19 protein-coding genes are annotated in these 24,097 nt (G+C 55.9%); 16 read left to right on the top strand and 3 right to left on the bottom strand.

Going from position 1 to position 24,097, the window contains the following annotated elements; translation table 11 throughout:
* Window positions 1–53 precede the first annotated feature (53 nt).
* The 4 genes from L2731_RS02745 (at window position 54) to L2731_RS02730 (ending at window position 5,008) form a co-directional block, all read left to right on the top strand.
* A complete protein-coding gene (locus L2731_RS02745; protein ID WP_249251728.1) occupies window positions 54–1,448 on the top strand; it encodes a hypothetical protein in 1,395 nt (464 codons plus the stop codon).
* A 70-nt stretch (window positions 1,449–1,518) separates the two neighbouring features.
* A complete protein-coding gene (locus L2731_RS02740) occupies window positions 1,519–2,964 on the top strand; it encodes an OmpA family protein (protein WP_249251727.1) in 1,446 nt (481 codons plus the stop codon).
* 85 nt (window positions 2,965–3,049) lie between these two features.
* Window positions 3,050–4,186 (top strand): cell division protein ZapE, encoded by a 1,137-nt coding sequence (zapE, locus tag L2731_RS02735; RefSeq protein WP_249251726.1) that lies wholly within the window; start codon window positions 3,050–3,052, stop codon window positions 4,184–4,186.
* A 15-nt stretch (window positions 4,187–4,201) separates the two neighbouring features.
* Entirely contained in the window at window positions 4,202–5,008 is an 807-nt protein-coding gene (locus L2731_RS02730) for an ABC transporter permease (protein ID WP_249251725.1), read from the top strand.
* Here L2731_RS02730 and L2731_RS02725 read toward each other — a convergent pair.
* Window positions 5,005–5,715, bottom strand: coding sequence for a substrate-binding periplasmic protein (locus L2731_RS02725; protein WP_249251724.1), 711 nt, complete (start codon window positions 5,713–5,715; stop codon window positions 5,005–5,007). The two genes, L2731_RS02730 and L2731_RS02725, sit on opposite strands and share 4 nt — an antisense overlap.
* A 110-nt stretch (window positions 5,716–5,825) precedes the next feature.
* Entirely contained in the window at window positions 5,826–8,696 is a 2,871-nt protein-coding gene (gene glnE, locus L2731_RS02720) for a bifunctional [glutamate--ammonia ligase]-adenylyl-L-tyrosine phosphorylase/[glutamate--ammonia-ligase] adenylyltransferase (protein ID WP_415837010.1), read from the bottom strand.
* 250 nt (window positions 8,697–8,946) lie between these two features.
* On the opposite strand from glnE, the gene L2731_RS02715 reads away from it, so the two are divergent.
* The 8 genes from L2731_RS02715 (at window position 8,947) to L2731_RS02680 (ending at window position 15,940) form a co-directional block, all read left to right on the top strand.
* Window positions 8,947–9,903, top strand: coding sequence for a hypothetical protein (locus L2731_RS02715; RefSeq protein ID WP_249251723.1), 957 nt, complete (start codon window positions 8,947–8,949; stop codon window positions 9,901–9,903).
* Window positions 9,904–9,914: 11 nt separating this feature from the next.
* Window positions 9,915–10,814 (top strand): DUF350 domain-containing protein, encoded by a 900-nt coding sequence (locus L2731_RS02710; RefSeq protein WP_249251721.1) that lies wholly within the window; start codon window positions 9,915–9,917, stop codon window positions 10,812–10,814.
* Between the two features lie 13 nt (window positions 10,815–10,827).
* Window positions 10,828–12,555 (top strand): polyamine aminopropyltransferase, encoded by a 1,728-nt coding sequence (locus L2731_RS02705; protein ID WP_249251720.1) that lies wholly within the window; start codon window positions 10,828–10,830, stop codon window positions 12,553–12,555.
* 90 nt (window positions 12,556–12,645) lie between these two features.
* Window positions 12,646–13,059, top strand: coding sequence for a YjfI family protein (locus L2731_RS02700; protein ID WP_041508415.1), 414 nt, complete (start codon window positions 12,646–12,648; stop codon window positions 13,057–13,059).
* A gap of 70 nt (window positions 13,060–13,129) precedes the next feature.
* Complete coding sequence (locus L2731_RS02695) at window positions 13,130–13,816, top strand: PspA/IM30 family protein (protein ID WP_041508414.1); 687 nt, start codon at window positions 13,130–13,132, stop codon at window positions 13,814–13,816.
* A 211-nt stretch (window positions 13,817–14,027) separates the two neighbouring features.
* Window positions 14,028–14,672: a DUF4178 domain-containing protein gene (locus tag L2731_RS02690; RefSeq protein ID WP_249251719.1), complete on the top strand. Its 645-nt coding sequence runs from the start codon at window positions 14,028–14,030 to the stop codon at window positions 14,670–14,672.
* A 60-nt stretch (window positions 14,673–14,732) separates the two neighbouring features.
* The gene (locus tag L2731_RS02685) at window positions 14,733–15,065 is read left to right on the top strand and encodes a hypothetical protein (RefSeq protein WP_239852564.1); all 333 of its coding nucleotides are present in this window, start codon (window positions 14,733–14,735) and stop codon (window positions 15,063–15,065) included.
* A gap of 80 nt (window positions 15,066–15,145) precedes the next feature.
* Complete coding sequence (locus tag L2731_RS02680; protein WP_249251718.1) at window positions 15,146–15,940, top strand: potassium channel family protein; 795 nt, start codon at window positions 15,146–15,148, stop codon at window positions 15,938–15,940.
* A gap of 58 nt (window positions 15,941–15,998) precedes the next feature.
* Here the strand turns inward: L2731_RS02680 and L2731_RS02675 are convergent, their stop codons facing one another.
* Window positions 15,999–17,486 carry a CYTH domain-containing protein gene (locus tag L2731_RS02675; RefSeq protein ID WP_249251717.1) on the bottom strand — a complete coding sequence of 496 codons (1,488 nt, stop codon included), beginning with the start codon at window positions 17,484–17,486 and terminating at the stop codon, window positions 15,999–16,001.
* A 253-nt stretch (window positions 17,487–17,739) separates the two neighbouring features.
* Between L2731_RS02675 and L2731_RS02670 the strand changes: the two genes are divergently transcribed.
* From L2731_RS02670 to putA, 4 genes are all read left to right on the top strand, one after another.
* Window positions 17,740–18,420 (top strand): TIGR00153 family protein, encoded by a 681-nt coding sequence (locus L2731_RS02670; protein WP_041508409.1) that lies wholly within the window; start codon window positions 17,740–17,742, stop codon window positions 18,418–18,420.
* Between the two features lie 24 nt (window positions 18,421–18,444).
* Window positions 18,445–19,713: an inorganic phosphate transporter gene (locus L2731_RS02665; RefSeq protein ID WP_249251716.1), complete on the top strand. Its 1,269-nt coding sequence runs from the start codon at window positions 18,445–18,447 to the stop codon at window positions 19,711–19,713.
* A gap of 256 nt (window positions 19,714–19,969) precedes the next feature.
* Window positions 19,970–20,518: a TIGR04211 family SH3 domain-containing protein gene (locus L2731_RS02660; RefSeq protein ID WP_249251982.1), complete on the top strand. Its 549-nt coding sequence runs from the start codon at window positions 19,970–19,972 to the stop codon at window positions 20,516–20,518.
* Between the two features lie 331 nt (window positions 20,519–20,849).
* Window positions 20,850–24,029, top strand: a complete 3,180-nt coding sequence (gene putA, locus L2731_RS02655; protein WP_249251715.1) for a bifunctional proline dehydrogenase/L-glutamate gamma-semialdehyde dehydrogenase PutA — start codon at window positions 20,850–20,852, stop codon at window positions 24,027–24,029.
* Window positions 24,030–24,097 lie beyond the last annotated feature (68 nt).

The raw sequence follows: 24,097 nt of genomic DNA, 5'->3' as shown, positions 1-24,097 counted from the left end.
CTCAATCGCAAGATTGACGCCCCTCAACGCTCGCCATCTGATAAGGCTAAGTCGTGTTATTTGATCAAGCCCTTAGGCTCCCCAAAAGCATCTCCAATTTCAGCGGCAAGGTACTGCGCCCACTGGCGCTGACCTCGGCGCTTAGCTTAGTTTCAATTAGCGGCGTCGCCGCTGCCGATACCGGCGCAGACACCGACAGAGATGCCATCAAACAGTTTCAACCGGAAACGATACTGCTGACCGAACGCGCCCATCAGTTGAGTCGCAGACACAGCCAGCAGATGGAGAGCTTCTCTAACAAGCTTGACCAATACCAGAACGCCAGGCCGCTGCTGCAAGATGCCTTAATCGGTGATATGGCGCTCACGGCGAGTAAGATGTTAACCCTGACCAACGAGTATCTGCCTCGCTATCGCGCCTTCCTCGCCCGAATCGATAAGCACTCCAGCTGTTATCAGCCCAAACGACTCGAACAATTCCAGCAGACACGAGATGAGGTACAAGACTATCTCAATCAACTGCAAGGCCTAATCAGCTCCCAGAATCAGGCTCAAGATCAGGGAGAAGCCTACGCGGCCCTGATGGCGATAAATATCGGTCAGAGCAGAGCGGCCGTGCTGGTCAACCTGCTGGAGACCAGCAAACTCTGCTTTGTTACCCAGGCCATGCCGGAAGTTGCCCAAGAGATCTTGAGGCTCGAAGGCCTCATGGCCGAGCAGTTACCCGAAATGCTAGAGGCGGCCAACCCATCGGCATCCGAGCCTGAAGGGCTAGCGCATTCAGAATCTAGCCTTAACGACATTAGCGCGGCTGAATCAAGCATTAACACACCAGACCTTAACGGGACTGATATTGAGAGCGCGGATGCGAGCCGCACCGATTATAATGCGGCAGGCCCAGCCACTTCTGGCTCAACATCTGCCGACAGTGACAAGCTTAACCAGCAAGACGAGGCGCTCGATGCCTGTATCGCACAGCAGGTCTCGCAACTGGGGCTGACATCGGCCCAGGCGCTTACTGTGTTGAGCTGCCGCCTTTCCAGCACCTCCGTCAGCCTAAAGCGGCTGAGTAAGCTATCTAACCTAGAGATCCTGAGCCTACAGGGCGGCGTGCTGGCCGACCTATCGGCGCTGGCAAACCTTAACCATCTCAGCATGCTGAGCATAGAGCAGAGTCAAATCATCAGCTTTGGCGACCTCAAGGCGCTTAAGGGCAACCTTAGCTTCAGCGAGGTCGATAGCCAAGACTGGCAGGCTCTGGCAAGCACCCAGGCCGAGTCGATCGCCATCATGTCTCCGACCCGCTGCGAGGCCTTGAAGCCACTCGCAAATCAGCCAAATGTTGCCTTGCTCTACAAAGGCCTATCGCCACAGGCCATGGCCGCTCTCATGCAGCGCCAGGCATCTATGCAGGGGCTCACCATAATGACAGATTGCCCCGCGCCTTAAGTGGGGAGCGCAATATTCACAGAATAGATATTGATAAAGCAGACTTTTCAAAAACTTAAAGGGAATTAAGATGAAACCCCAAACTCTCGCCTGCACACTCGCCTTATGCAGCGGTCTAGGCCTCAGCGGCCTGGCCCTGGCCAATGACCTCCCCTTTCAGCCACTGCCGGAAGGTAAACTTTATAAGCAAGAAGATCGCCACTACACTCCCTTCGACCTGGTGATTGGCGTCGACAAAAACACTTACCAGACGCAGACGGTTGCCGGTCAACTGAAACGAGTCAATTACAAGTTGCCAAGCAGCTATCTGGCCTCCCTCGCCGTCAACAACTATAAGGCACAGATCGAAAAACTCGGCGGCACAATACTGTTCGAGTGCCAAGAGCAAGCCTGTGGCGATGATCTCAAACTCTCAAAACAGATAGCGCCCCTCAATAACATCCCCAAGAATACACCCGCGCTGCTAACCGCCGAGCTACCGCTTGCCAAGAAACAGCTGTATCTTTCCGTCTACAGCGCAAGTTGGATCCACGACACCAGCCTGCAGCTGGATATCGTCGAGGTAATTGATGAGCCGCTGGATCTGCTTGCCACCAACCAGGCCTACCTGACAAGCGAGGTCACCCAGAGCGAATTTAAGGACAGAGGCAACAAGGATACCCAGGGCTCGAAGGATCATCCGATGATAGCCAGGCTTCCCGGTGCCTTCATCCAAGATTATCAGCAGCAGGGCTACGCCCAGACCTTGGTATTTGACGGTGTCGAACAGGGCCAACACAAGATCAAGACCCTAGAGGGCAAGGTCACCGACATCGGCTATAAACTCCCAAGGGGCTACTCGGAGTATGAGGTCGACGCTAACTATAAGGCGGCGCTGGAAAAGCTTGGTTTTGTGCGCGGCTATAACTGCCAGGGCTTAGCCTGTGGTAAGACAGATCTCATCAAACGTCGCATCAAGACACTGATCCATATAGGTTTCGATGAAAACCAATATTACAGCTTATATCGACTCGATCGCCCCGAGGGCGCTGTGCACGCCATGGTCTTTATCACGGGTTTTGGCAGCGGACTATGGAGCGAGATAAAGGTGGTAGAAGAAACCAAACTCGTCGACGACAGAGTGGTCATCGATCTCGAGGGGCTCAAGGATAAGATTGCCCAGCAAGGCCATGTGGCGCTGGACGGCCTGTTGTTCAAATTCGACAGCGATCAGATGCTGCCCGAGGCCGAGGAAGTGATCACCACCCTGGCCACCTATCTCAAGAGCCACCCTAAGCAGCGCTTCTATGTGGTGGGCCACACGGACGATCAAGGCAAACAGGGTTACAACAAGGGACTATCGGAGCAGCGCGCCAAGGCGGTAGTCGCCAGCCTCACCCAATCCCACGGCATAGATAAGGCCCAGCTTAGCCCCATGGGCGTGGGGGAATATGTGCCTGTAGCCAACAACCTGGACGAGGCTGGCAGAAAGCGCAATCGCCGTGTAGAACTGGTACTGCGATCAGACCTGCAATAGTCCATCAAACGGCGCCCCCTGTGGGCGCTGTTTAATTAATATCTTCTTGATATAATAACCACCCATTCACTTTCTGGGTCCTCTCATGTCGCGCTCTCCCCTCCATGGCTTCAAACAGCAAATCGCCCAGGAGAAGTTTGTCGACGATCCCGCTCAGCATAGTGCCATCATGGCGCTAGAAGCCCTATATCAGGCCTTGCATAGGCAGCTCCCCAAAGAGCAGGAATCCATTCGCGGGCTCTATCTCTGGGGCGATGTCGGTCGTGGCAAGACCATGTTGATGGACCTCTTCTGTCAGAGCCTACCCCAGGGAATGGCTCTCAGGCTGCATTTTCACCGCTTCATGGCCAGGATCCACCGGGAGCTCAATGCCGAGAAAGGTCATCAAGATCCCCTCAAACGCATCGCCACACGGCTACGCCAGGAGTGTCGCGTCATCTGCTTCGATGAGTTCTTCGTCAGCGACATCGGCGATGCCATGATACTGTCTGGCCTGTTTGAGGCCCTGTTTCAGCAGGGGCTCACCCTGGTCGCCACCTCCAACACTCCCATCGCCCGCCTGTATGAGAATGGACTGGCAAGAGATAGATTTCTGCCCTGTATCGCCCTGCTTGAGGCCCACACCCAGGCCCTGCATCTGGATGGCGGCATGGACCATCGTCTGCGCCATCTCGATAGGGTGCAGACCTATTTTGAGCCGGAACAGGGGGAGTTTGACAGGCGCTTCGATGAGCTGGAACCCGGCGATGTGAGCACTTCGCCCCTGACCATATTAGGCCGTGAAATCGCCGTTATTCGCCGCGGCACCTCGACCCTATGGCTCGACTTCGACTCCATTTGCGGCGGCGCGCGCTCACAGCTCGACTATATCGCCATCGCCAGCCAGTTCGATACCCTGCTGCTGAGCGACGTGCCGCCACTGGGGGGCACGCCCCGTAGCTGGATCCGCGCCAGAGGCACAGAAGATGGCGCCGCCGCTGTGGCCGCAGGCGACCGCCAGCTCAACTACGCCCCAAATGACGATCCGGCCAGGCGCTTTATCGCCCTGGTGGATGAGCTGTACGATCAGGGAGTCAAACTCTACCTCGAGGCCAGCTTGCCGCTGGAGCAACTCTATACACCGGGCGCCCTGGCCTTCGAGTTCAAACGCACCATCAGTCGCCTCGTCGAGATGCAGTCGCGCCAATATCTGACCGCGAGTCATTCTCCGGGCGGGGCCTAACCCATGGAGACTCAGATGCAGGCGAGTCTGGAGTTTGGCTGGCTGCCGCTGGCACTCTTCATGCTGGTGCTGCTTGTGCCTCTGGGGATCAGCCAGCTGTTTCGTCTCGAGCTGGGTAAGACCATGCTGCTGGCCGCCGCCCGCATGACGCTGCAGCTCATCTTGGTGGGTATCTATCTCAAATTTCTGTTCAACCTGGAGAGCCTTTGGATCAATCTGCTCTGGCTGTTTGTCATGCTAATTGTGGGGGCCAGCGCCATCTTAGGCGGTGCCAAACTCCCAAAGGCAAGATTACTACTGCCCCAGCTATTTAGTCTCAGCATCAGCCTGCTTCCCCTGTTGGCGCTACTCCTGCTCGCCCTGCTACAGCCTATTCCTGTCTATCAGGCACAATATCTTATCCCCCTGGCGGGCATGTTACTGGGTAACAGCCTGTCGGGTAACATATTGGCGCTACAGCGGCTGTTTAATGCCTTCGACGAACAGCAGGAGACATATCAGGGCCGGCTCGCCCTGGGTGCAACCCCCTGGCAGGCGGCGCTTCCTTTCGTGCAGAGCGCCCTGCAACAAGCCATGGCCCCCAGCATAGCCGCCATGAGCACCATGGGACTGGTGACCCTGCCGGGTATGATGACGGGGCAGATCCTCGGCGGTAGCGATCCCTTGATAGCGGTGAAATATCAGGTGGTTATCATGCTGGCCATCTTGGTGATGTTAAGCCTAAGCGTAGCAATCGCCCTCAGTCTGGCGGTACGCCAATGCCTGAACAAAAGCGGTAAGTTGCTGATAAAACAGAGCAATTCAGCCGCAAAACACGCCTAGCGATACTTGGCCAGTATGTTCTCGTATTGGGTCTTGCCGTTGGCCTCTATAGTTGCCTTCACCTTGTCTATCCCCTGCTGCAGACGGTGGCGCATTTCGGGGTCGCTGTCACGGCTAAAGGCATAGTAGAGCTCGCTCACCTTGAGGGTAAAGACCACCTCAAATTCGTCGATATCCACGCCCTCGCCTTTCATCAGGTAGCGCCCCACCGCCTCCTCGTAGGCCCAGAGATCTACCCTCTCCCGTCTGAGCATATGCACCAGAGAAGTTGCCTCATGGGCACGACGCAACTGCTCACGCGCTACACCGGCGGCCAGCAGGGCCTGCTCACCGATATCCTGGGCGATCACCCCTATGGTGTAGCCATTGAGCTGATCCTCGTCGGTAATCTTGATGCCGCGATCGGTGCGGGCAAAGATAACCACCCGGGTCGCCGAGATGGGGCCAACCCAGTCGAACAGCGTCTCGCGATAGGGAGTGCGGGTAGTGGAGAAGAGCACGGTATTTCTGCCGGTGCGGGTCAGCTTATAGCCCCTGGCCCAGGGCACAAGCTGAATACGACGGAGATCGAACTGACCGTCGACCCGGTGAGCCGCGGCGCTCAACAGATCTACCGCGATCCCCTTGAGTTGGTTTGACTCGCGGTAGTTATAGGGCGGGTAAGACTCGGTGAAATAGCTAAGCTGTGACAGCTTATCTAAGGCCAATAGCAAACCATTGCAGCTAAAAAATGCCACAAGGGCTAAGATCAACGCCCGACATACTGCCACATGTCCACCCCATGAGTCACCGACCTAATTTGAGTGTAGCAGAAAGGCTATTGGCCGCTATTGAGCACCTGTTCGTAGATCGCCAGCACCCGCTGCACATGCAGATCCACGCTCTCCAGGGGTAGTTGTCCCGGCGCCTGTTGCAGCGTCAGCCTGTGACTCTCGTCGCGCAGATAGCAGTAGGCCTGGGTCAGGTGCTGGGCACTCAGATGAGGCAGCAACTCAAGCTCAGACAACACCTCGAAGATACGCACATTATCGGACCAGATCGCCAGCTCGGGATGCTCATGGGTGTTGGCCAACACCAGATACTGGGCGATAAACTCGATATCGGCGATGCCGCCCGGGCTCTGTTTGAGATCGAAACAGCCCTTATCGACCTTGAGTAGGTGATCGCGCATCTTCTGGCGCATCTCGCGCACCTCCTTGGCAAGCTCTGTCTTATCCCGCTTCATGGCGAGCACGTCGGCCCTCAGCTCGCTGAAACGCGCGGCCAGACGATTATCACCAAACAGGAAACGCGCCCGCACCAAGGCCTGATGCTCCCAGGTCCAGGCTTCTTCGCGCTGGTAACTGCCAAAATACTCGATCTCACTCACCAAGAGGCCGGAGGCGCCGGATGGGCGCAGGCGCATATCCACCTCGTACAGCTCGCCGGATGTGGTACGGGTCGAGAACAGGTGCAATATCCGCTGTGCCAGCTTGAGGTAGAAGTGACCTATGTCGATAGGACGATCACCGTTGGTCTGCTGCGCGTCGGGGAACTTGTCACGGGTATAGTTGTGCAGAAACACCAGGTCCAGATCCGAACCATAACCCAGCTCTAAACCACCGGCCTTGCCATAGCCTATCACCGCAAAGCCCGTCTCCTCGGGGGCCAGATAGGGCGGCACGCCGTGTCGCTTGCTCACCTGTTGCCAGGCCTGCAGCACCACCTGTTCGATGATCGCCTCGGCGAGGAAGGTCAGATGGTCACTCACCTGCATCACAGGCAACACGCCGGTGACATCGGCGGCAGCTATCTTAAGCTGCTGCGACAACTTAAACTGGCGCAGCGCCTCCATCTGCTGTTCCATATCCTCCTCGGGCACCCGCAGCAGGTATTGACGCAGCTCGCTGGGGTAATCATCCAAGGATGTGGTGTCGTACAGCTGCGCAGGATCGATCAGCTCATCCAGCAGCATGGGAAACTTGGCCAGCTGCTCGCCAATCCAGGGACTGGCCAGACACAGGCTCACCAGCTGCTGTCGGGCACCTGGATTCTCAAACAAGAGTTCGAGATAGGTAGTGCGGGTCAAGATCTGATCCACCACCTTAGTCACTGGGATGAGGGCCTTGGTCGGCGTCGGCAGCTGCATGAATTCCTGCAACAGCCAGGGCATCAATTTATCTAGGGTTTCTCGCCCGCGAGGGCCTATGGTGCGCTTGGCGACGGTACCACGCCAGCTCTTCAGGGCGGGCCAGAGTTCGTCATCCTCCACCCCGTGCTCTCTCAGCAGGGACTCGGCGTCTTCATCATCAATCAGGCTCCACAGCTGGGCGGTCCACTGCTCGGCCACCTCGTCGCTCTCCTGACCGCCCACCGTCTCTTTGAAGTAGCGATGTATCTTGGTCATCGCCGACTCGATATGGGTGCGCAGCTCGGCCTCACCCGCCATGCCCAGGGCAAAGCAGAGGCGCTGCCAGTCCAGCAGGTGTTGTGGCAGGGTCTGAGTCTGCTGATCGCCTATGGCCTGCAGCAGGTTTTCCACCCGGCGCAGCATGAGATAGCTCTGTTTAAGCTCGTCCACCGCCAGGTATTCCAGCTGCCCCAGCTTATAGAGAGTATCTATGGCGCCAAACAGGCTCTGCTGGCGTAGCGCCGGCTCGCGGCCGCCGCGGATCAGCTGAAAGCTCTGCACCACGAACTCTACCTCACGAATGCCACCCGCCCCCAGCTTGATGTTATCGGTCAGGCGACGGCGTCTCACCTCCTGGGTGATCAGCTGCTTCATCTTACGCAGAGACTCGATGGCGGAAAAATCGATATAGCGGCGATAGACGAAGGGACGCAGCATGTCATGCAGCTCGTCGCTGTAGGCGCTCCATGGGCCTAACGCGCGGGCCTTCACCATGGCATAGCGTTCCCAGTCGCGCCCCTGTTCCTGATAATAGTCTTCCAGGCCGCTGTAGCTGACCACCAAAGGGCCACTCTCGCCGTAGGGGCGCAGACGCATGTCGACCCGGTAGACGAAACCATCCACAGTCACCTGATTGAGCAGGTTGACCAGGCGCTGACCCATGCGGATGAAAAACTGCTGGTTGTCCTGACTGCGACGCCCACCTTGGGTCTCACCGTGTTCGGGGAAGGTGAAGATGAGGTCGATATCCGAGGAGAAGTTAAGCTCGCGGCCACCCAGCTTGCCCATGCCCAAGATCATCAGGGGCTGCGGGTTGCCCTCGCCGTCACAGGGGGTGCCATACTGCTGACACATCTGCTCATAGAGCCAGTCGCGAGCGGCGATGATCAGCGCCTCGGCCAGGGCCGAGAGGTCCAGCAGCGAGTCGTTGAGTTCGGCGTAGCCCAGAAAATCCCGCCAGGCGAGACGCACCATCTGCCGATTGCGGTAGCGGCGCAGTATCGCCTTGACCTGCTCCTCATCCTTGGCGCCGGCGAGGATGGAGTGTAGCTCGCCGCTGAAACTGTCGCGGGCCAGGTTAGTGAGTTGCCCCTCGAACAGAGAGACTATCCAGTTGGGGTGTCGGCACAGCTGCTCGGCAACAAAGTCGCTGAGACCGAAGATGGCTTTCAGCTCCCGAGTCTGCTCCGGGCTGAGCTGCTCGGAGATATCCGGCCAGGCCTCGGCGAGGCGCTGCCAATGCTGCTCGGCAACCTGATTGACTTCATGGGGTAACGCTTGCTCGCTCATGTTTTCCATCGCCAGAAAAATCCTTCAGCCTTAAACGGTCGACATATTATGTCATCAATGCTATAGATAAGATGTTAATGCAACCAAGCGGTAATCATCTTGGCATAAAGTTGTCATCAATATTACTCACTAAGTAAAGATAACTTTTTATCCTGCACTACAGGTTACTATAACCCAGCTTATCGCTATATTATGCAAAGAAGTCGCAGACTGATCACTCATTTATCGGTCTCAATCTAACTAAATTTATGGAGAAAACATGGCAGTGATGCTAATGCGTGTTCTCGCGCTGACCCTGGTGTTCGCCCTGGCGGGATGCGGCGACGACAGGCCAGAGAAGATCGCCAAGTTTCAACAGTTGGCTCAATCCAGGGTCGACACCCTAGGCCAGATGCTGGACAACGGTGAGGTGCGTAACGCCAACCTACTCAAACAATATAGCGATATCCTCGCCTCAACCAAGCCAGATGTCGCCCCACTGTTGCAGGAGCTGGCCAAAGACGCCAGCAGCCAGGGCCCCATGTACACCTCGCTTAAGAGGCGTTTGCAGGAGCTGGGCAACGAAAACAACTTCGTCGATCTCGACCAGCAGCTTGCCGAGGCAGAAAACCTCTACCAGGCCGCCGACCCTAGCCTGTTTAACGACATGCTGTCGGATCCGGTCAACGTAGTGGCCGACATGTCAGACGGCGCCCTGAGTCGGGTGAATGCCATCAGCCGCGAGGCGGATATTCTCGCCAATGGCGGCGAAGACTTTGGTGCCGGCAGCCAACTTGTGGGTAACCCCGCCTACGGTAGCTGGCAGACGGGCAGCAACGGCATGTCGTTCTGGGCCTGGTACGGCATGTACTCCATGTTTTCCAACCTGGTACGCGGCCCTATCTACTACGACCGCTGGTCGAGCCGCCGCAACTACAGCTACTACAACGACGTGGGCCGCTATCGCTACACCTCGCCCAAACAGGCTCGCGCCCAGAATCAGACCTTCGAGCGCACCAAGAAGCAGTTCAACCGTCAGGGTAAGCAATTCGACAGCCCCTACGCCAAGTCTCGCTCTGGCTCCACCAGCCTGTCGCGTCAAAGCGCCTCGACGCCTAAGGCCAGCACCACAGGACGGGCAACCGGCGGCAGCAAGTTCCGCTCTAACTACTCTAAGAACAGTAACTTCAGAAACTCTAGCAGTCGTACGACGCGCAGTGTTCGTCGGGGCAAATAAAGGATATTAAGATGACATTTTTTCAACACTACGGTCTGACCCAGGAACTGGCGATCATCTTGGCCATAGATCTGACTATCGCCATCGTCTTGCTCACGGCCATGCGTTACCTGCAAGGCTGGACCGTCAAGGTCAACAGCACCCATGAGTTATCCGAGCGGGATAACTTCGCCTTCGGCATCAGCACCGCCGGTGCCATAGCAGGCCTTGGTATCGTACTCACCGGCGCCATCACGGGCGAGGCGGCCCAGTCTTATCTCATCGAGGCCATCGGCATGAGCGCCTACGGCATCTTTGGCCTGATTCTGATCAAACTCGGTCGCTTTCTGCATGACAAGGTGGCACTGAACGAGATAGATAAGAACGCCATGATCTTAAAAGGCAATATCTCTGTCGCCATAGTGGATGCCACCGCCGCCATCGCCACCGCCATCATCATACGTTCCGTACTGCTGTGGGCCGAAGATCTGACCCTGGATACCTTTATCGCCATCTTCAGCGCCTTTGCCATCTCACAGCTGATGTTGGTGCTACTGACCCGTCTGCGCGAGCGCAGCTATGCCAAACGCCACAATGACAGCTCGATGCAAGAGGCGCTGGCCAAGGGGCATATCGCGGTGGCGATTCGTCACAGCGGCTATATGCTCGCCATGGCACTGAGCTTCAACGCCGCCAGCCACTTCATAGTCTTCATGCCGACCGCCTATGTCACCAACATACTCGGCTGGCTGATCTTCTCGGTGATCATGCTGCTCGCCCTCTCACTGCTACTGGCCCTGGTGAAGAAACTGGTACTGGCCAATATCAACCTGAAAGCAGAGGTCGAAGAGCAGCACAACATAGGTATCGCCACCGTCGAGCTGGCCATCAGCGTGGCCATCGCCCTGATCCTCACCAGCCTGATGGCCTAAGACGCTACCCTGAATGCAATCGACACACACCACAACGCCTGCTCCTGCAGGCGTTAAATCATTAAGCTGGCTCGACGATCTCCTGCTGCTGGGGATCATGGCGGTACTGGCCGCCTGTGGCCTCATCTACGAATACCTGCTGTCCCACTATGCGGGGCGGATCCTGGGGGCCCTGGAAGCCGCCATCTACACTATGATCGGCTTGATGATCGTCTCCATGGGCGTCGGCGCCTTCGCCGCGCGCAAGATCCGCTGCGCCTTCACCGGCTTCGCCATGCTGGAGCTGTGCGTCGCCCTCTGTGGTGCCCTGGCGATTCTGATCACCGCCGCCGTTATCGGCTTCGGCCAACAGCTGCCCATCATCATCGCCAGTACCATAGGCTTACCGCCGGATCAGTTGCCCCAGGGCGGCTTTATCGGCACGCTGCAGAAGCTGAGCGAATACCTGCCCTACGCCTGGGGCGTATTGCTTGGCCTGATGATCGGCATGGAAATTCCCCTGATCGCCCGGGTACGTCAGTCCCTGTGTGACGAGCACCTAATGCATAACGCTGGCACCATCTATGGCGCCGACTATATAGGTGCCGGCGTCGGCGCCGCCATCTGGGTGATCTTCATGTTGGCCCTGGATATCCAGCTGGCCGCGGCGCTCACCGCCAGCTTCAACCTGCTGGCGGGTTTCCTGTTTATCTGGCGCTTCTGGTCCAAGATCCGCTTTAACCGACTGTTGTTGGCAGGCCACCTGATCGCCACAGGGATATTGCTGGTACTGGCCATTCATGGCCCTAAGTGGGATCAGGACTTCAATAACCTGCTCTACAAGGACAAGGTGGTCTACGCCAAGGCGACCCGTTTTCAGCAGCTCACCTTTACCGAGCGACTGCGGGGCAATCACCTGGCACCTGTCTACTCTCTGTATATCAATGGCCGCCTGCAGTTCTCCAGCCAGGATGAGCATATCTACCACGCCTTTTTGGTACATCCGACGCTGGCCGCCAGTGCCCGTCACGACAAGGTGTTGATCATAGGCGGCGGTGACGGTCTGGGTCTGAGGCAGGTGCTCAAGTGGCAACCCAAGCAGGTCACCCTGATGGATCTCGACGCGGATCTGGTGAGGCTGTTCAAGGAGGGCGACCCAGAGATGCCACAGCGGCTTGCCGATGCGCTGCTAAAGCTTAATGGCGATGCCTTTAACGATGAGCGGGTCGAGCTGCTGATAGACGATGCCTTTAACGGCGCCGATAAGCTTATAAGACGCGGTGAGAAGTTTGACGCCATAATCGTGGATCTGCCGGATCCCAGCCATCCGGATCTCAACAAGCTCTATTCGGATCTCTTCTATCGCAAGCTCAAGGAGATGCTGAGCAGCGACGGGGCGATCTCTGTGCAGTCGACCTCCCCCTATCACGCCGCCAAGGCCTTCATCTCGGTCGGCAAGACGCTGCAAGCCGCAGGCTTTCAAGTAGAGCAGTATCACCATAACGTGCCCAGTTTCGGCGAATGGGGCTGGAGCATAGGCACCCTAAGTGGCCAAAACGCCAAGCAGCGGCTGTCGAGTATGACAGAGCTGCCGGTCGATGACCCCTGGCTCACGCCTGGGCTTATCAGGGCCGCGTTTGAATTTCCTAAAAATTATTATGAACATGCAGACCAGGTGAAGGTCAACGATATAGGCTCAATGCATCTGTATCGCTACCATCAGCGCGCCTGGTCAGAGGATGAAAACCTGACGCTCGACTGAAGGTAAAAATGGAACACAAAAATAGCGCTTGACATATTATGTCGCAGTGCTATCTTTAATCGCAGACATAATATGTCAAAGAGGATAAATATGAACATTCACAACATTGCCAACCACCTCAATGCACTTGGCGACAACAGCCACACAGGCTTTCAATTCGATTGTTATCCCATAGATGGCGACGTCGAAGTACTGCAAGTCAACGTTGTGGGACGCGAAGAGATCCCTGTGTTTGTATCGGTAACGGACAACCAAATCCTGTGCATCAGCTACCTATGGGGCGAAGACGAAGTTAAGCAAGAACGTCGCAGCGAGATGTTTGAAACCATGCTCGAACTCAACATCCCTATGCCACTGTCCTCCTTTGCTAAGGTCGACGACAAGTATGTGGTCTATGGTGCCCTGTCTGTGCAATCGAGCATGTTAGAGATAGAGCAAGAGCTGTCAGTCCTGTCCGACAACTGTCTGGAAGTGATCGACGAGCTGGCCGATTTCTTAAAGTAACCGCTAACCAATTTAGTCATGTAATGGTCCACGCAGAAGGCGGCGCCATTACCCCAAGAGGAGTCATATTATGGGCATACTGAACAAGATCCTCACCGCATTTCGCGGTGGTGCCACCGAAGTTGGCCAGAGCATAGTCGACGCCAACTCGACACGCATCTTCGAACAAGAGATCCGTGACGCAGAGAAACACCTGACCAAGGCCAAGCGCGAGCTGACCGATGTCATGGCCAAAGAGATGCAAGCCAGCCGCGAGGTAGATCGCCTCAAGCGCGCCATCGCCGAACACGAAGGCTATGCGACCCAGGCGCTGGAGAAGGAAAACGAAGCCCTGGCCCTAGAAGTGGCCGAGAAGATCGCCCAGCTTGAGCAGGAGCTTGCCGAGCACCAGAGCGCCAACGACAACTTTAGCGCCCACGCCGCTCGCCTGAAAGACCTGGTACGCAAGACAGAGCGTCAGCTGGCCGACTATCAGCGTCAGCTCAGCATGGTCAAGACCACGGAAAGCGTGCAGAAGGCCACGGCAACCATCACAGATTCCTTCGCCAGCAGCAACTCTAAACTGCTGAACGCCAAGGACTCTTTGGAACGCATCAAGGCACGTCAGCAGCAGTTTGACGACCGTCTCAAGGCCGCCGAAACCCTGGCCGACGAGAACAGCGACAAGTCGCTACAGGCCAAGCTGGCCGAGGCCGGTATCGGCGAGCAGAAGTCCAATGCCAACGCGGTACTGGATCGCCTCAAGGCACGTAAGTAAGTCATAGGCGACTAGCGAAATCAAAGCACCTTGCGGCCCAGCCCAAGGTGCTTTTATGCCAATCACGGTAAGCGTTCTGCAATAGCGCAGGAAAACGCTTGCTAACAAGGCAGGACTTTTCGATAAGCAGTTATCGAAGGTTTTAACAAGCCAGCATGAGCAGTGATTTACTAGGATTGGTATCAACCATTATTCTTCTCGAGGGTAGTTCATGGGATTCTTAAAAGGATTGTTTGGTAAGAAAGAGGCGCCCAAGCGCCAACTCAACCATCCTAATCATCTACAAAAAGGCGACATCATCAGCCTGGATGACAGCTTCGCCCTGCCCGAGCAACTGCGCGGTCAGCAGCTGAGAGTCGAGGGGATCAACACCTACGAATATCAGCGCAAACAGCAGTGCGAGTGGGTACTCAAGGGCCACGGCAACGACAGCCTCTGCCTGTCTCTGGATGAAGACGATGAAACCTATCTGGCCTTCTCCATCAAGATCCCCCGCAGCCAGGTGGAGCAGCTGTTCGATCTGGACGCCTTTAGCGAGATCTTCGAAGAGGATAGCCACGCCGAGCTGGAGGTTAAGGAGACCCCTGCCGCCCTCTTGGGATGGCTGGGCGAGCGCTATCATCAGGTCAACTTCGCCCAGTTTGGCTATTTCCACCGCGCCGATTATCGCGGCATGCCGCCGCCCCAAGACGAGGGGATGACCTCGGGCGAGCCTTTCGAGAGCTATCTGCTGCTGGATGAAGAGGAAAACCGCGCCGTCGAGGTCGAGGTGTATGAAGGGGGCGACACAGATGTTAGCCTCACCCTCTACCGTCCCCTGAGCGATATTCGCCAATATTGGCCGGGACAGCTATAAACAACACAGGGCGGTGTTGCCGTCCACTTTGTGAGATCCACAGCACCTTAAGGCAAGCTAATGAGCAAGAACAAGAAGCTGCTTCCCGAACAGTGGCAGCAGAATCAGAAAGCCGCCAAGGCCACCCAGGTCGCCTTCGACCTAGACGAGAAGTTTCAATACTCCATCCGCAAGGCGGCGTTAGATGCCGGGGTGAGCCCCTCGGATCAGATCCGCAGCATACTTGGGCTGGCCACCACCAAGCGCCCTAAGCGCCCACGCCTCACCGTCTCCCTCAGCCCGGAAGATTATCAGCAACTGGCCGAAAAATATGGCCTGTCCGCCGATGAGCAGCTGGAAATAAAACGCCGCGTGTTGGATGACCTGGTTCATTTTGTCGACAAAAACGAATAAGATCATGGGCTGCATACTATTTTAGGGCGACTCACAGGGAAATTAGGCTTGAGCGCCGCGGCCGAAAAGGAATCGACATCATGATCGATAGAAAGCGCTGGCTTCTGCCCATCAACCAAAACCCCACTCCCTTCGAGCTGGCGATGATGCTGCTCTCCCTGCTGTCAGTCATCGTGGTACTCATGTTGACCTTCGCCAAGCTGGATGACGAGACCCGCCGGCTGCTCTTCTTCGTCGACACCAGCATCTGCATCATCTTCATCAGCTACTTCTTTGTTAACCTATTTCGCGCCGAAGACAAGCGCGACTACTTCAGGCATCACTGGATCGATCTGGTGGCCAGCATCCCCGCCATCGAGGCATTGAGGCTAGCCCGTTTCTTCCAGATCCTGCGGGTGATCCGCCTGATCCGCATGACGCGCTCTATCCTGATCCCCCTGATGCGTCAGCATCAGGAGACCACGCTGGCCAGCCTGTTGGTGGCCATGGTGACCATACTCACCCTGGCTTCGGTGATGATCCTCCTGGTGGAGAGCGGCGAACCCAACGCCAATATCAACACAGCAGAAAACGCCATCTGGTGGGCGCTGGTGACTATCTCCACCGTGGGCTATGGCGACTATTATCCAGTCACTACAGTGGGTCACTTCATCGGCGGCCTGGTGATCATCTGTGGCGTGAGTTTCTTCGGGGTGATCTCGGGTTACATGGCGTCCATCTTCATCGCCCCCGACAGCAAGCAGCGACAGGAGGCCCAGAGCCAACAGATGCGTGATGAGTTAGAGATGGTATTGCAGCGAATGGAGAAGAATCAGGAGACACTGCTGTCCGAAATTGCGACGCTAAAGCAGCAGTTAAATGAGAAAAATAAGTAACGGATGACTCAGGGCGATTGCGCCGAGTCATCCGTTGAGTGATGGCTCTGTTGGACAGTTATCGCCAGTAGGGCTGCACCTTAAGCGCCGAGCGGCGCGAATGCTCCATGGCAAACAGCAGGCTCTGCTCCTTGCTATCCAGCCAGTCGGCTATCTCAAGCCCCAGGGTAGCGGCGGTTTCTCTCAGGCAGCGATAGGCCCCCAGGGTGCGTATGCCTAACACAAGATCTTGCCAAGGCGCACGAAACTGATCCCGCGACTTGTGCTTGTACAGCTCCCCATAGGCCACCCCGACCAGTATGCTCTCATCCAGCGCCTTGGCAAAAGATTGATAATCTTCGCTGCTCAGCTCGGCATTGGAAGGCATAAGATCGACGATTCGCTGCCAAGAGGCTTCCTGTAATTGATCGGCGAAGGCCTGCAGACTCTGCTGCTCACCGATATACACCTGTCCGGCATTGACCGCCATCAGCAGACTCACCAGACGCACCTGCAACTGACCATAGGTCACATCTGCCAGCATGGCATCTATCTGCCGCGCCATATCGAGCCCTGCCAGCTGCTGGCGCACCGCCGCCAACAGAGGTTCTGACTCACTCAGGTTGCCCAGCAGGGCGCCATCGCCATCCAGTAGCTCACACAGGCTCAGCCCCTTGTCAACGAAGCTTAGCTGAGACTCTATGGCTGCGAAGGCCTCGAGCAGAGGGTCATCCAACAGGGCAAACTGCGCCAGCGTGCAGCGCAGCAGGCGAATACAGGCGCGCAGACGATAGCCCAGCAGGGGGAGCTGCCGCGCCGCCTGACGAGATTCCAGTAGCATCTCTTCCAGCAGCTGCCAGCGATCTAGGCCAGTTTCCAGCAGGGTCACCAGGGCCTGTTTCGGAGTGCCCTTCTGTGGCAAGGCGATAAAGGCCAGGGTATCTAGCTGCAAGGGGCTGGCCATAGCAGCCAGACGATAGCCCCGCTGCGCCTTGCTGGCTCGCCCGAGCCGCGCCGGGATCTGCTCTGTCACCCGTTCGGCCAATGCCAACAGGGCCTGGGCATCGCCCGCCAGCAACTCAAACTCCAGCTCGCAGATGGGCTCGCACTGGCCGTTGGCGCTTATGCTGCCGATATCCAGCGCCACCTCGACCAGGCTCTCGTCGAGATAGATATGCCAGCTCATGCGGGTAAAGTCGGTATCGAACAGCGACACCAACTCAGCCTGCACCGCGCCGATATCGGCGCCTGCTGGCCAGATATCACTAGGGAAAAGTGACAAATTAACCTTTGCTTGATCGATATCAATATTGTACTCGGGACGGGAGTGCACCCCGCCCACCACGGTGCCGGCCGTCTTGATGGTCTGCTCAAATTGACCGTCGCGGCCACGAATACGCAAGCCCATGTCCCAGCGTCTGAGCTGCAGATCTTGAGTATCGTAGTAACTGTTGGTTAGATGAACCGCGCCTTTTGCATCGCTATGGGGTAGACTGTTAAGCAGTGATACCAAGGCTTCGCGTTTGTTTTCGGGGAAAAATAGTTTTAGCTCTATCTCGGCTTCCATTCGCCAGCTGCTCACTTTTTTAATCTAAAATTCGGAACTGTAATGAAGGTGTCATTATACTTTAATGAAAATTTCACAATGTCATATTAATGTCATAATAGGCCATTAGTATCTCGCATTGCAGTTTATATATAACTCGTTAGAATAAAAACTGTCAGTTTTTATATAAAAACGCAGTTTCAATACGTGGACGCTTGGGTTAACATGCGCCCGCATTTTCCAACAGTGGAATAACCTAAATAGGTACACGGCAATGCCAGTAAACTCTATTTTGGGCGTGTTTGCAAAATCGCCAATTAAACCATTACAAGATCATATCGATAAGGTGCACGATTGTGCCTCGATCCTTGTACCATTTTTTGACGCTACTGTCGCAGGTGACTGGGACAAAGCGGTTCAACTCCGTAAGCAAATCAGCCAAGCAGAACGTGAAGCAGACGAACTCAAGCGTGAAATCCGCTTAACGCTTCCCGGCGGCCTGTTTATGCCAGTTGAAAGAACTGACTTACTGGAGCTACTTACCCAGCAAGATAAGATCGCCAACAAGGCGAAAGACATTTCGGGTCGTATCATCGGCCGTCAACTACTTGTCCCAGAAGCAATTCAAGATACCTTCAGTGCCTACCTGACCCGCTGCCTAGATGCAGTAGCACAGGCTAAGCAAGCCATCAACGAACTCGATGACCTGCTCGAAACAGGTTTCAGAGGCCGTGAAGTCGATCTTGTCGCTAAAATGATCGTTGAACTCGACAAAATTGAAGAGGACACAGACGATCTTCAAATCAAAATCCGTCGTCAGCTGTTTAGCATCGAAAATGATCTAAACCCTGTGGATGTGATGTTCCTCTATAAGATAATTGAGTGGGTTGGAGACTTGGCAGATCTTGCCGAGCGCGTCGGTTCCCGCCTAGAGCTAATGTTAGCTCGCGTCTAAAAACAAAGTTATCAAGGTATCAACATGGTTGATGTATTAATCACCAATGGCCCATGGCTTATTGCCATTGCGGCTGCATTTGGATTTTTAATGGCGTGGGGTATTGGCGCAAACGATGTCGCTAATGCTATGGGAACCTCAGTAGGTTCAAACGCGATCACCATTAAACAAGCGATCATCATCGCGATGATCTTCGAATTTGCCGGCGCGTACCTCGCAGGCGGTGAAGTAACCAGCACGATCCGTAAAGGGATCATCGACTCGGCCTATTTTGTCGACTCGCCCGAGCTGCTGGTATACGGCATGATCTCGGCGCTACTGGCTGCCGGTATCTGGTTGGTTGTGGCGTCAGCCCTGGGCTGGCCGGTATCGACCACTCACTCTATCGTTGGCGCCATCGTAGGTTTCGCCGCCGTAGGTGTGAGCGCCGATTCTGTTGCCTGGAGCAAGGTATTGGGTATCGTGGGGTCATGGATCATCACCCCGGCAATCTCTGGCTTTATCGCCTTTACCATCTTCCAAAGCGTACAGAAGCTGATCTTCAACACTGACAACCCGCTGGAAAACGCCAAGCGTTACGTGCCTTTCTACATGGCACTGGCCGGTTTCGTCATGTCGCTGGTGACCATCAAGAAGGGTCTGAAGCACGTGGGTCTGCACTTTAGTAACGTCGAAGCTTACTCGTTGGCCCTAGTTGTCGCGGTACTGGTGGGCATAGGTGGTATGCTTGCCATCAAGCGTCTTAAGATGAGCCAGAGCGCCGATCACCAGACACAGTTTGGTAACGTGGAAAAGGTATTCGCTATCCTGATGGTTGTGACCGCTTGTTGTATGGCGTTCGCCCACGGTTCTAACGATGTCGCCAACGCTATTGGCCCGCTAGCCGCCGTAGTATCTGTGGTAAATAGCGGTGGCGAGATCGCCAGCAAGGCTGAACTGGTTTGGTGGATCCTGCCTCTGGGTGCCTTCGGTATCGTCATGGGTCTGGCTATCTTCGGTAAGCGCGTGATGCAGACTATCGGTAAGAACATCACTCACCTGACACCGAGCCGTGGTTTTGCCGCCGAGCTGGCTGCCGCCTCTACCGTGGTTATCGCCTCGGGTACTGGCCTGCCAATCTCGACCACACAGACACTGGTTGGTGCCGTGTTAGGTGTGGGTATGGCACGTGGTATCGCCGCCATCAACATCGGCGTGGTCCGCAACATCGTGGTGTCTTGGGTGGTAACACTGCCTGCGGGCGCGGGTCTGTCGATCATCTTCTTCTTCATGATCAAGGGTATCTTTAGCTAAGCTAAGCCCTATGGATGAGAGAAGTAAAAGGAAGCCTCAGGGCTTCCTTTTTTGTTTCCATTTACCCTGACTTTTAACCGCGCCATTTTGGCTTATCTTTTCTGCGCAACTTGTCTGCCACACTTACCCACTACAAAGATTAATTCCTGGTAACACTTCCCATGTTGCACTTGCAAATAGGTGGCTAAATCCCTAGCATGTGCCAATATTTAGCTGAAGAGAACTCAAAGTGTTAAGACTCCTATCTATTCTCGCCATGATGCTAGTGTCATCGACCCTGATGGCGGCAGAGCAGACACGTTATATCTCAGATAACGTCTACACCTTCATTCACGGGGGCCCAGGCACCCAATACCGTATTCTGGGCAGCGTCGAAGCCGGTCAGCCGGTGACCTACCTGGGTGAGATGCAAAACGACTACGCCAAGGTAGTCGACCACAAGGGCCGCGAAGGCTGGGTCGACAGCAAGATGCTGGACTCAGGCAAGAGCTTCCGCGTACAGCTACCCGAAGTTCAGGCCGAACTCGCCAAGGTAAAGGCCGATCTTGAGAGCATCACCAACGAGAGCGACAGCAGCGCTCAGCTGATCCGTCAGCTACGTTCACAGCTGGCCAACGCCGAAGAGGCCCTGGCCAAGGCATCGAGCGAGCGCGACAGTGCCACCCGCGAACTGACTCGTCTGAAAAATGATGAGCGCTTCGAGCTGATGAAGCAAGGCGGCATGATTGCCGGTATCGGCGTGTTAATCGGTGTAATTCTGGTCTATTTACCGCGTCCACGTCGTCGCCAGAAGAACCGCTGGTAATCATCTAGGCATTACCGCGAGCGACCATAATGAGCCAGGGCTGAGTCCCTGGCTTTTTTTATGGCTAAAATAGCCATAAAACACCCTGAATATTATTCATAGCACGCCGCCACACCCCCCATAAACAGCGGCCTTAACCGCCTTCTGGCCGGACGAGATCAAACAAAGGTCACATTCACCCACGCAAGAGTGTTCCTCGTCACATTTTGGAGGTATAATCGGCGCGCAAATGGCGCCAGATTGTATACAAAAATAATACTAAACGCCTGAAAACTTACCTTTTGTTCAAGCCAAAACTGTCCCTATTTAGGTCCAGGTGGAAGTGATTACTATGTTCAAAGCAAGTGAAGTTCTGACTGGTCGTTACGACTCAGCTACCCTAGATGAGCTATTTACAGCGATCACCAACAACTATATTGTCGACGAAGAGCAATACCTCTCTGAACTGATTAAGCTTGTTCCCTCGAGCGACGAAGAGATTCAACGTATTACCAAGCGTGCCCATGACCTGGTACACAAGGTGCGTCAGTACGACAAGAAGGGACTCATGGTCGGTATCGACGCCTTCCTGCAACAGTACAGCCTGGAGACCCAAGAGGGAATCATCCTCATGTGTCTGGCCGAGGCCCTGCTGCGTATCCCTGACGCCGCCACCGCCGATGCACTGATCGACGATAAGCTCTCCGGCGCCAAGTGGGACGAGCACCTGAGCAAGAGTGACTCGACCCTGGTTAATGCCTCCACCTGGGGCCTGATGCTCACGGGTAAGATCATCTCTCTGGACAAGAATATAGATGGCAAGCCAAGCAGCCTGCTGAACCGTCTGGTCAACCGCCTGGGTGAGCCAGTGATCCGCCAGGCCATGCTAGCCGCGATGAAGATCATGGGTAAGCAGTTCGTCCTTGGCCGCACTGTGCAAGAGGCACTGAAGAACAGCACCGACAAGCGCAAGCTGGGCTACACCCACAGCTACGACATGCTGGGGGAAGCGGCCTTGACCATGAAAGACGCGCAAAAATACTACCAGGATTACTCCAACGCCATCGCGGCACTGGGCGCTCAGCAGTACGATGAGAGCGAGGCGCCACGCCCGACCATCTCTATCAAGCTATCGGCGCTGCACCCTCGCTATGAGGTGGCCAACGAAGACAGAACCATGACAGAGCTGTATGACACGCTCGTTAAATTGGTCTCGCAGGCGCGTAGCCTCAACGTGGGCGTCTCTATCGATGCCGAAGAGGTTGACCGTCTCGAGCTGTCTCTCAAGCTGTTCCAGAAGCTGTATAACTCTGACGCCGCCAAGGGCTGGGGCCTACTAGGCATAGTGGTTCAGGCCTACTCTAAGCGTGCCCTGCCTGTGCTGTGCTGGATCACCCGCCTGGCCAAAGATCAGGGCGATGAGATCCCTGTACGCCTGGTGAAAGGCGCCTACTGGGACAGCGAGTTGAAATGGGCTCAGGTCGCTGGCGAAGGCGGATACCCGCTGTTTACCCGCAAGGCAGGTACAGACGTCTCTTACCTGGCCTGTGCGCGCTACCTGCTGTCTGACGCCACCCGCGGCGCCATCTACCCGCAGTTTGCCAGCCACAACGCCCAGACAGTGGCCGCCATCACCGACATGGCCGACGACCGTCTGTATGAGTTCCAGCGCCTACACGGCATGGGCGAAGAGCTGTACGACACCCTGCTGGCCGAGAGCGGCGTAAGCACGGTTCGTATCTACGCCCCTGTGGGTGCTCACAAAGATCTGCTGCCTTACCTGGTGCGTCGCCTGCTGGAAAACGGCGCCAACACCTCGTTCGTACACAAGCTGGTCGACCCTAAGACACCGATCGAATCTTTGGTTGTCCACCCATTGACGACCCTACAAAGCTATAAAACCCTAGCCAACAATAAAATCGTTCAGCCGATCGACATCTTCGGCGCAGAGCGTAAAAACTCCAAGGGAATCAACATGAACATCATCTCAGAATCTGAGCCTTTCTTCGCCGCGCTGGACAAGTTCAAAGACCAGCAGTGGTCTGCCGGCCCTATCGTCAATGGCGAAACCCTCAGCGGTGAAACCATTGAGGTGAAGAGCCCATACGACACCACACAGATCGTCGGCAAGGTTGCCTTCGCCAACAATCAGGCTAGCGAGCAGGCCCTGGCCAGCGCCCACAACGCCTTCGGCAGCTGGTGCTCAACCCCGGTTGAAGTACGTGCCAACGCGCTACAGAAGCTGGCGGATCTGCTTGAAGAGAACCGCGAAGAGCTGATCGCCCTCTGTACCCGTGAAGCGGGTAAGAGCATTCAAGATGGCATCGACGAGGTGCGCGAGGCGGTCGACTTCTGTCGCTACTACGCGGTACAAGCCAAGAAGATGATGGGCAAGCCTGAGCTGCTGCCTGGCCCAACGGGTGAGCTGAACGAGCTATTCCTACAAGGCCGCGGCGTATTCGTCTGTATCAGCCCATGGAACTTCCCACTGGCGATCTTCCTAGGTCAGGTCACCGCAGCCCTTGCGGCGGGTAACACAGTAGTTGCTAAGCCTGCCGAGCAGACCTCTATCGTAGGTTACCGCGCGGTGCAACTGGCCCATGAGGCCGGTATTCCGAAAGAAGCCCTGCAGTTCCTACCTGGTACGGGTGCGACAGTCGGCGCGACCATCACGGCCGATGAGCGTATCGGCGGCGTCTGCTTTACCGGCTCTACCGTGACCGCTAAGCGCATCAACCTGACCCTTGCACAGCGTGACGGTGCCATCATCCCGCTGATCGCCGAGACGGGTGGTCAAAACGCCATGGTGGTGGACTCGACTTCACAGCCAGAGCAGGTGGTTAACGACGTGGTTTCCTCTTCGTTCACCAGCGCCGGTCAGCGTTGCTCGGCCCTGCGCGTACTCTATCTACAGGAAGATATCGCCGATCGCGTGATCGACGTGATGAAGGGCGCCATGGACGAGCTGACCATAGGCAACCCTGGCTCGGTGAAGACAGATGTCGGCCCGGTTATCGACGCGACCGCCAAGGCTAACCTCAACGCCCACATCGACCATATCAAGCAGGTGGGTCGTCTGATCAACCAGCTGGAGCTGCCAGCAGGTACCGAAAATGGTCACTTCGTGGCACCAATTGCAGTCGAGATCGACTCTATCAAGGTGCTGGAGAAGGAGCACTTCGGTCCTATCCTGCACGTGATCCGTTACAAGGCAGCCGACCTGCCTAAGGTGATCGACGACATCAACTCAACCGGTTTCGGTCTGACCCTGGGCATCCACAGCCGCAACGAGGGCCATGCTCTGGAAGTGGCCGACAAGGTGAACGTGGGTAACGTCTACATCAACCGTAACCAGATTGGCGCCGTGGTTGGCGTGCAGCCATTCGGCGGTCAAGGCCTGTCGGGCACGGGCCCTAAGGCCGGTGGTCCACACTACCTGACCCGTTTCGTCACCGAGAAGACGCGCACCAACAACATCACCGCCATCGGCGGTAACGCCACCCTGCTTTCTTTGGGTGACAGCGAAGAGTAATCTCGTTCGCTAAGCGCTTTAGTTGAGCGCTCTCGTTAAGTGACAAACAAAAAAGCCAGTGGATTTCC

The organism is Shewanella aquimarina (assembly GCF_023349185.1).
Lineage (GTDB): Bacteria > Pseudomonadota > Gammaproteobacteria > Enterobacterales > Shewanellaceae > Shewanella > Shewanella aquimarina.
This window is presented reverse-complemented; position numbering and strand designations above follow the sequence as displayed.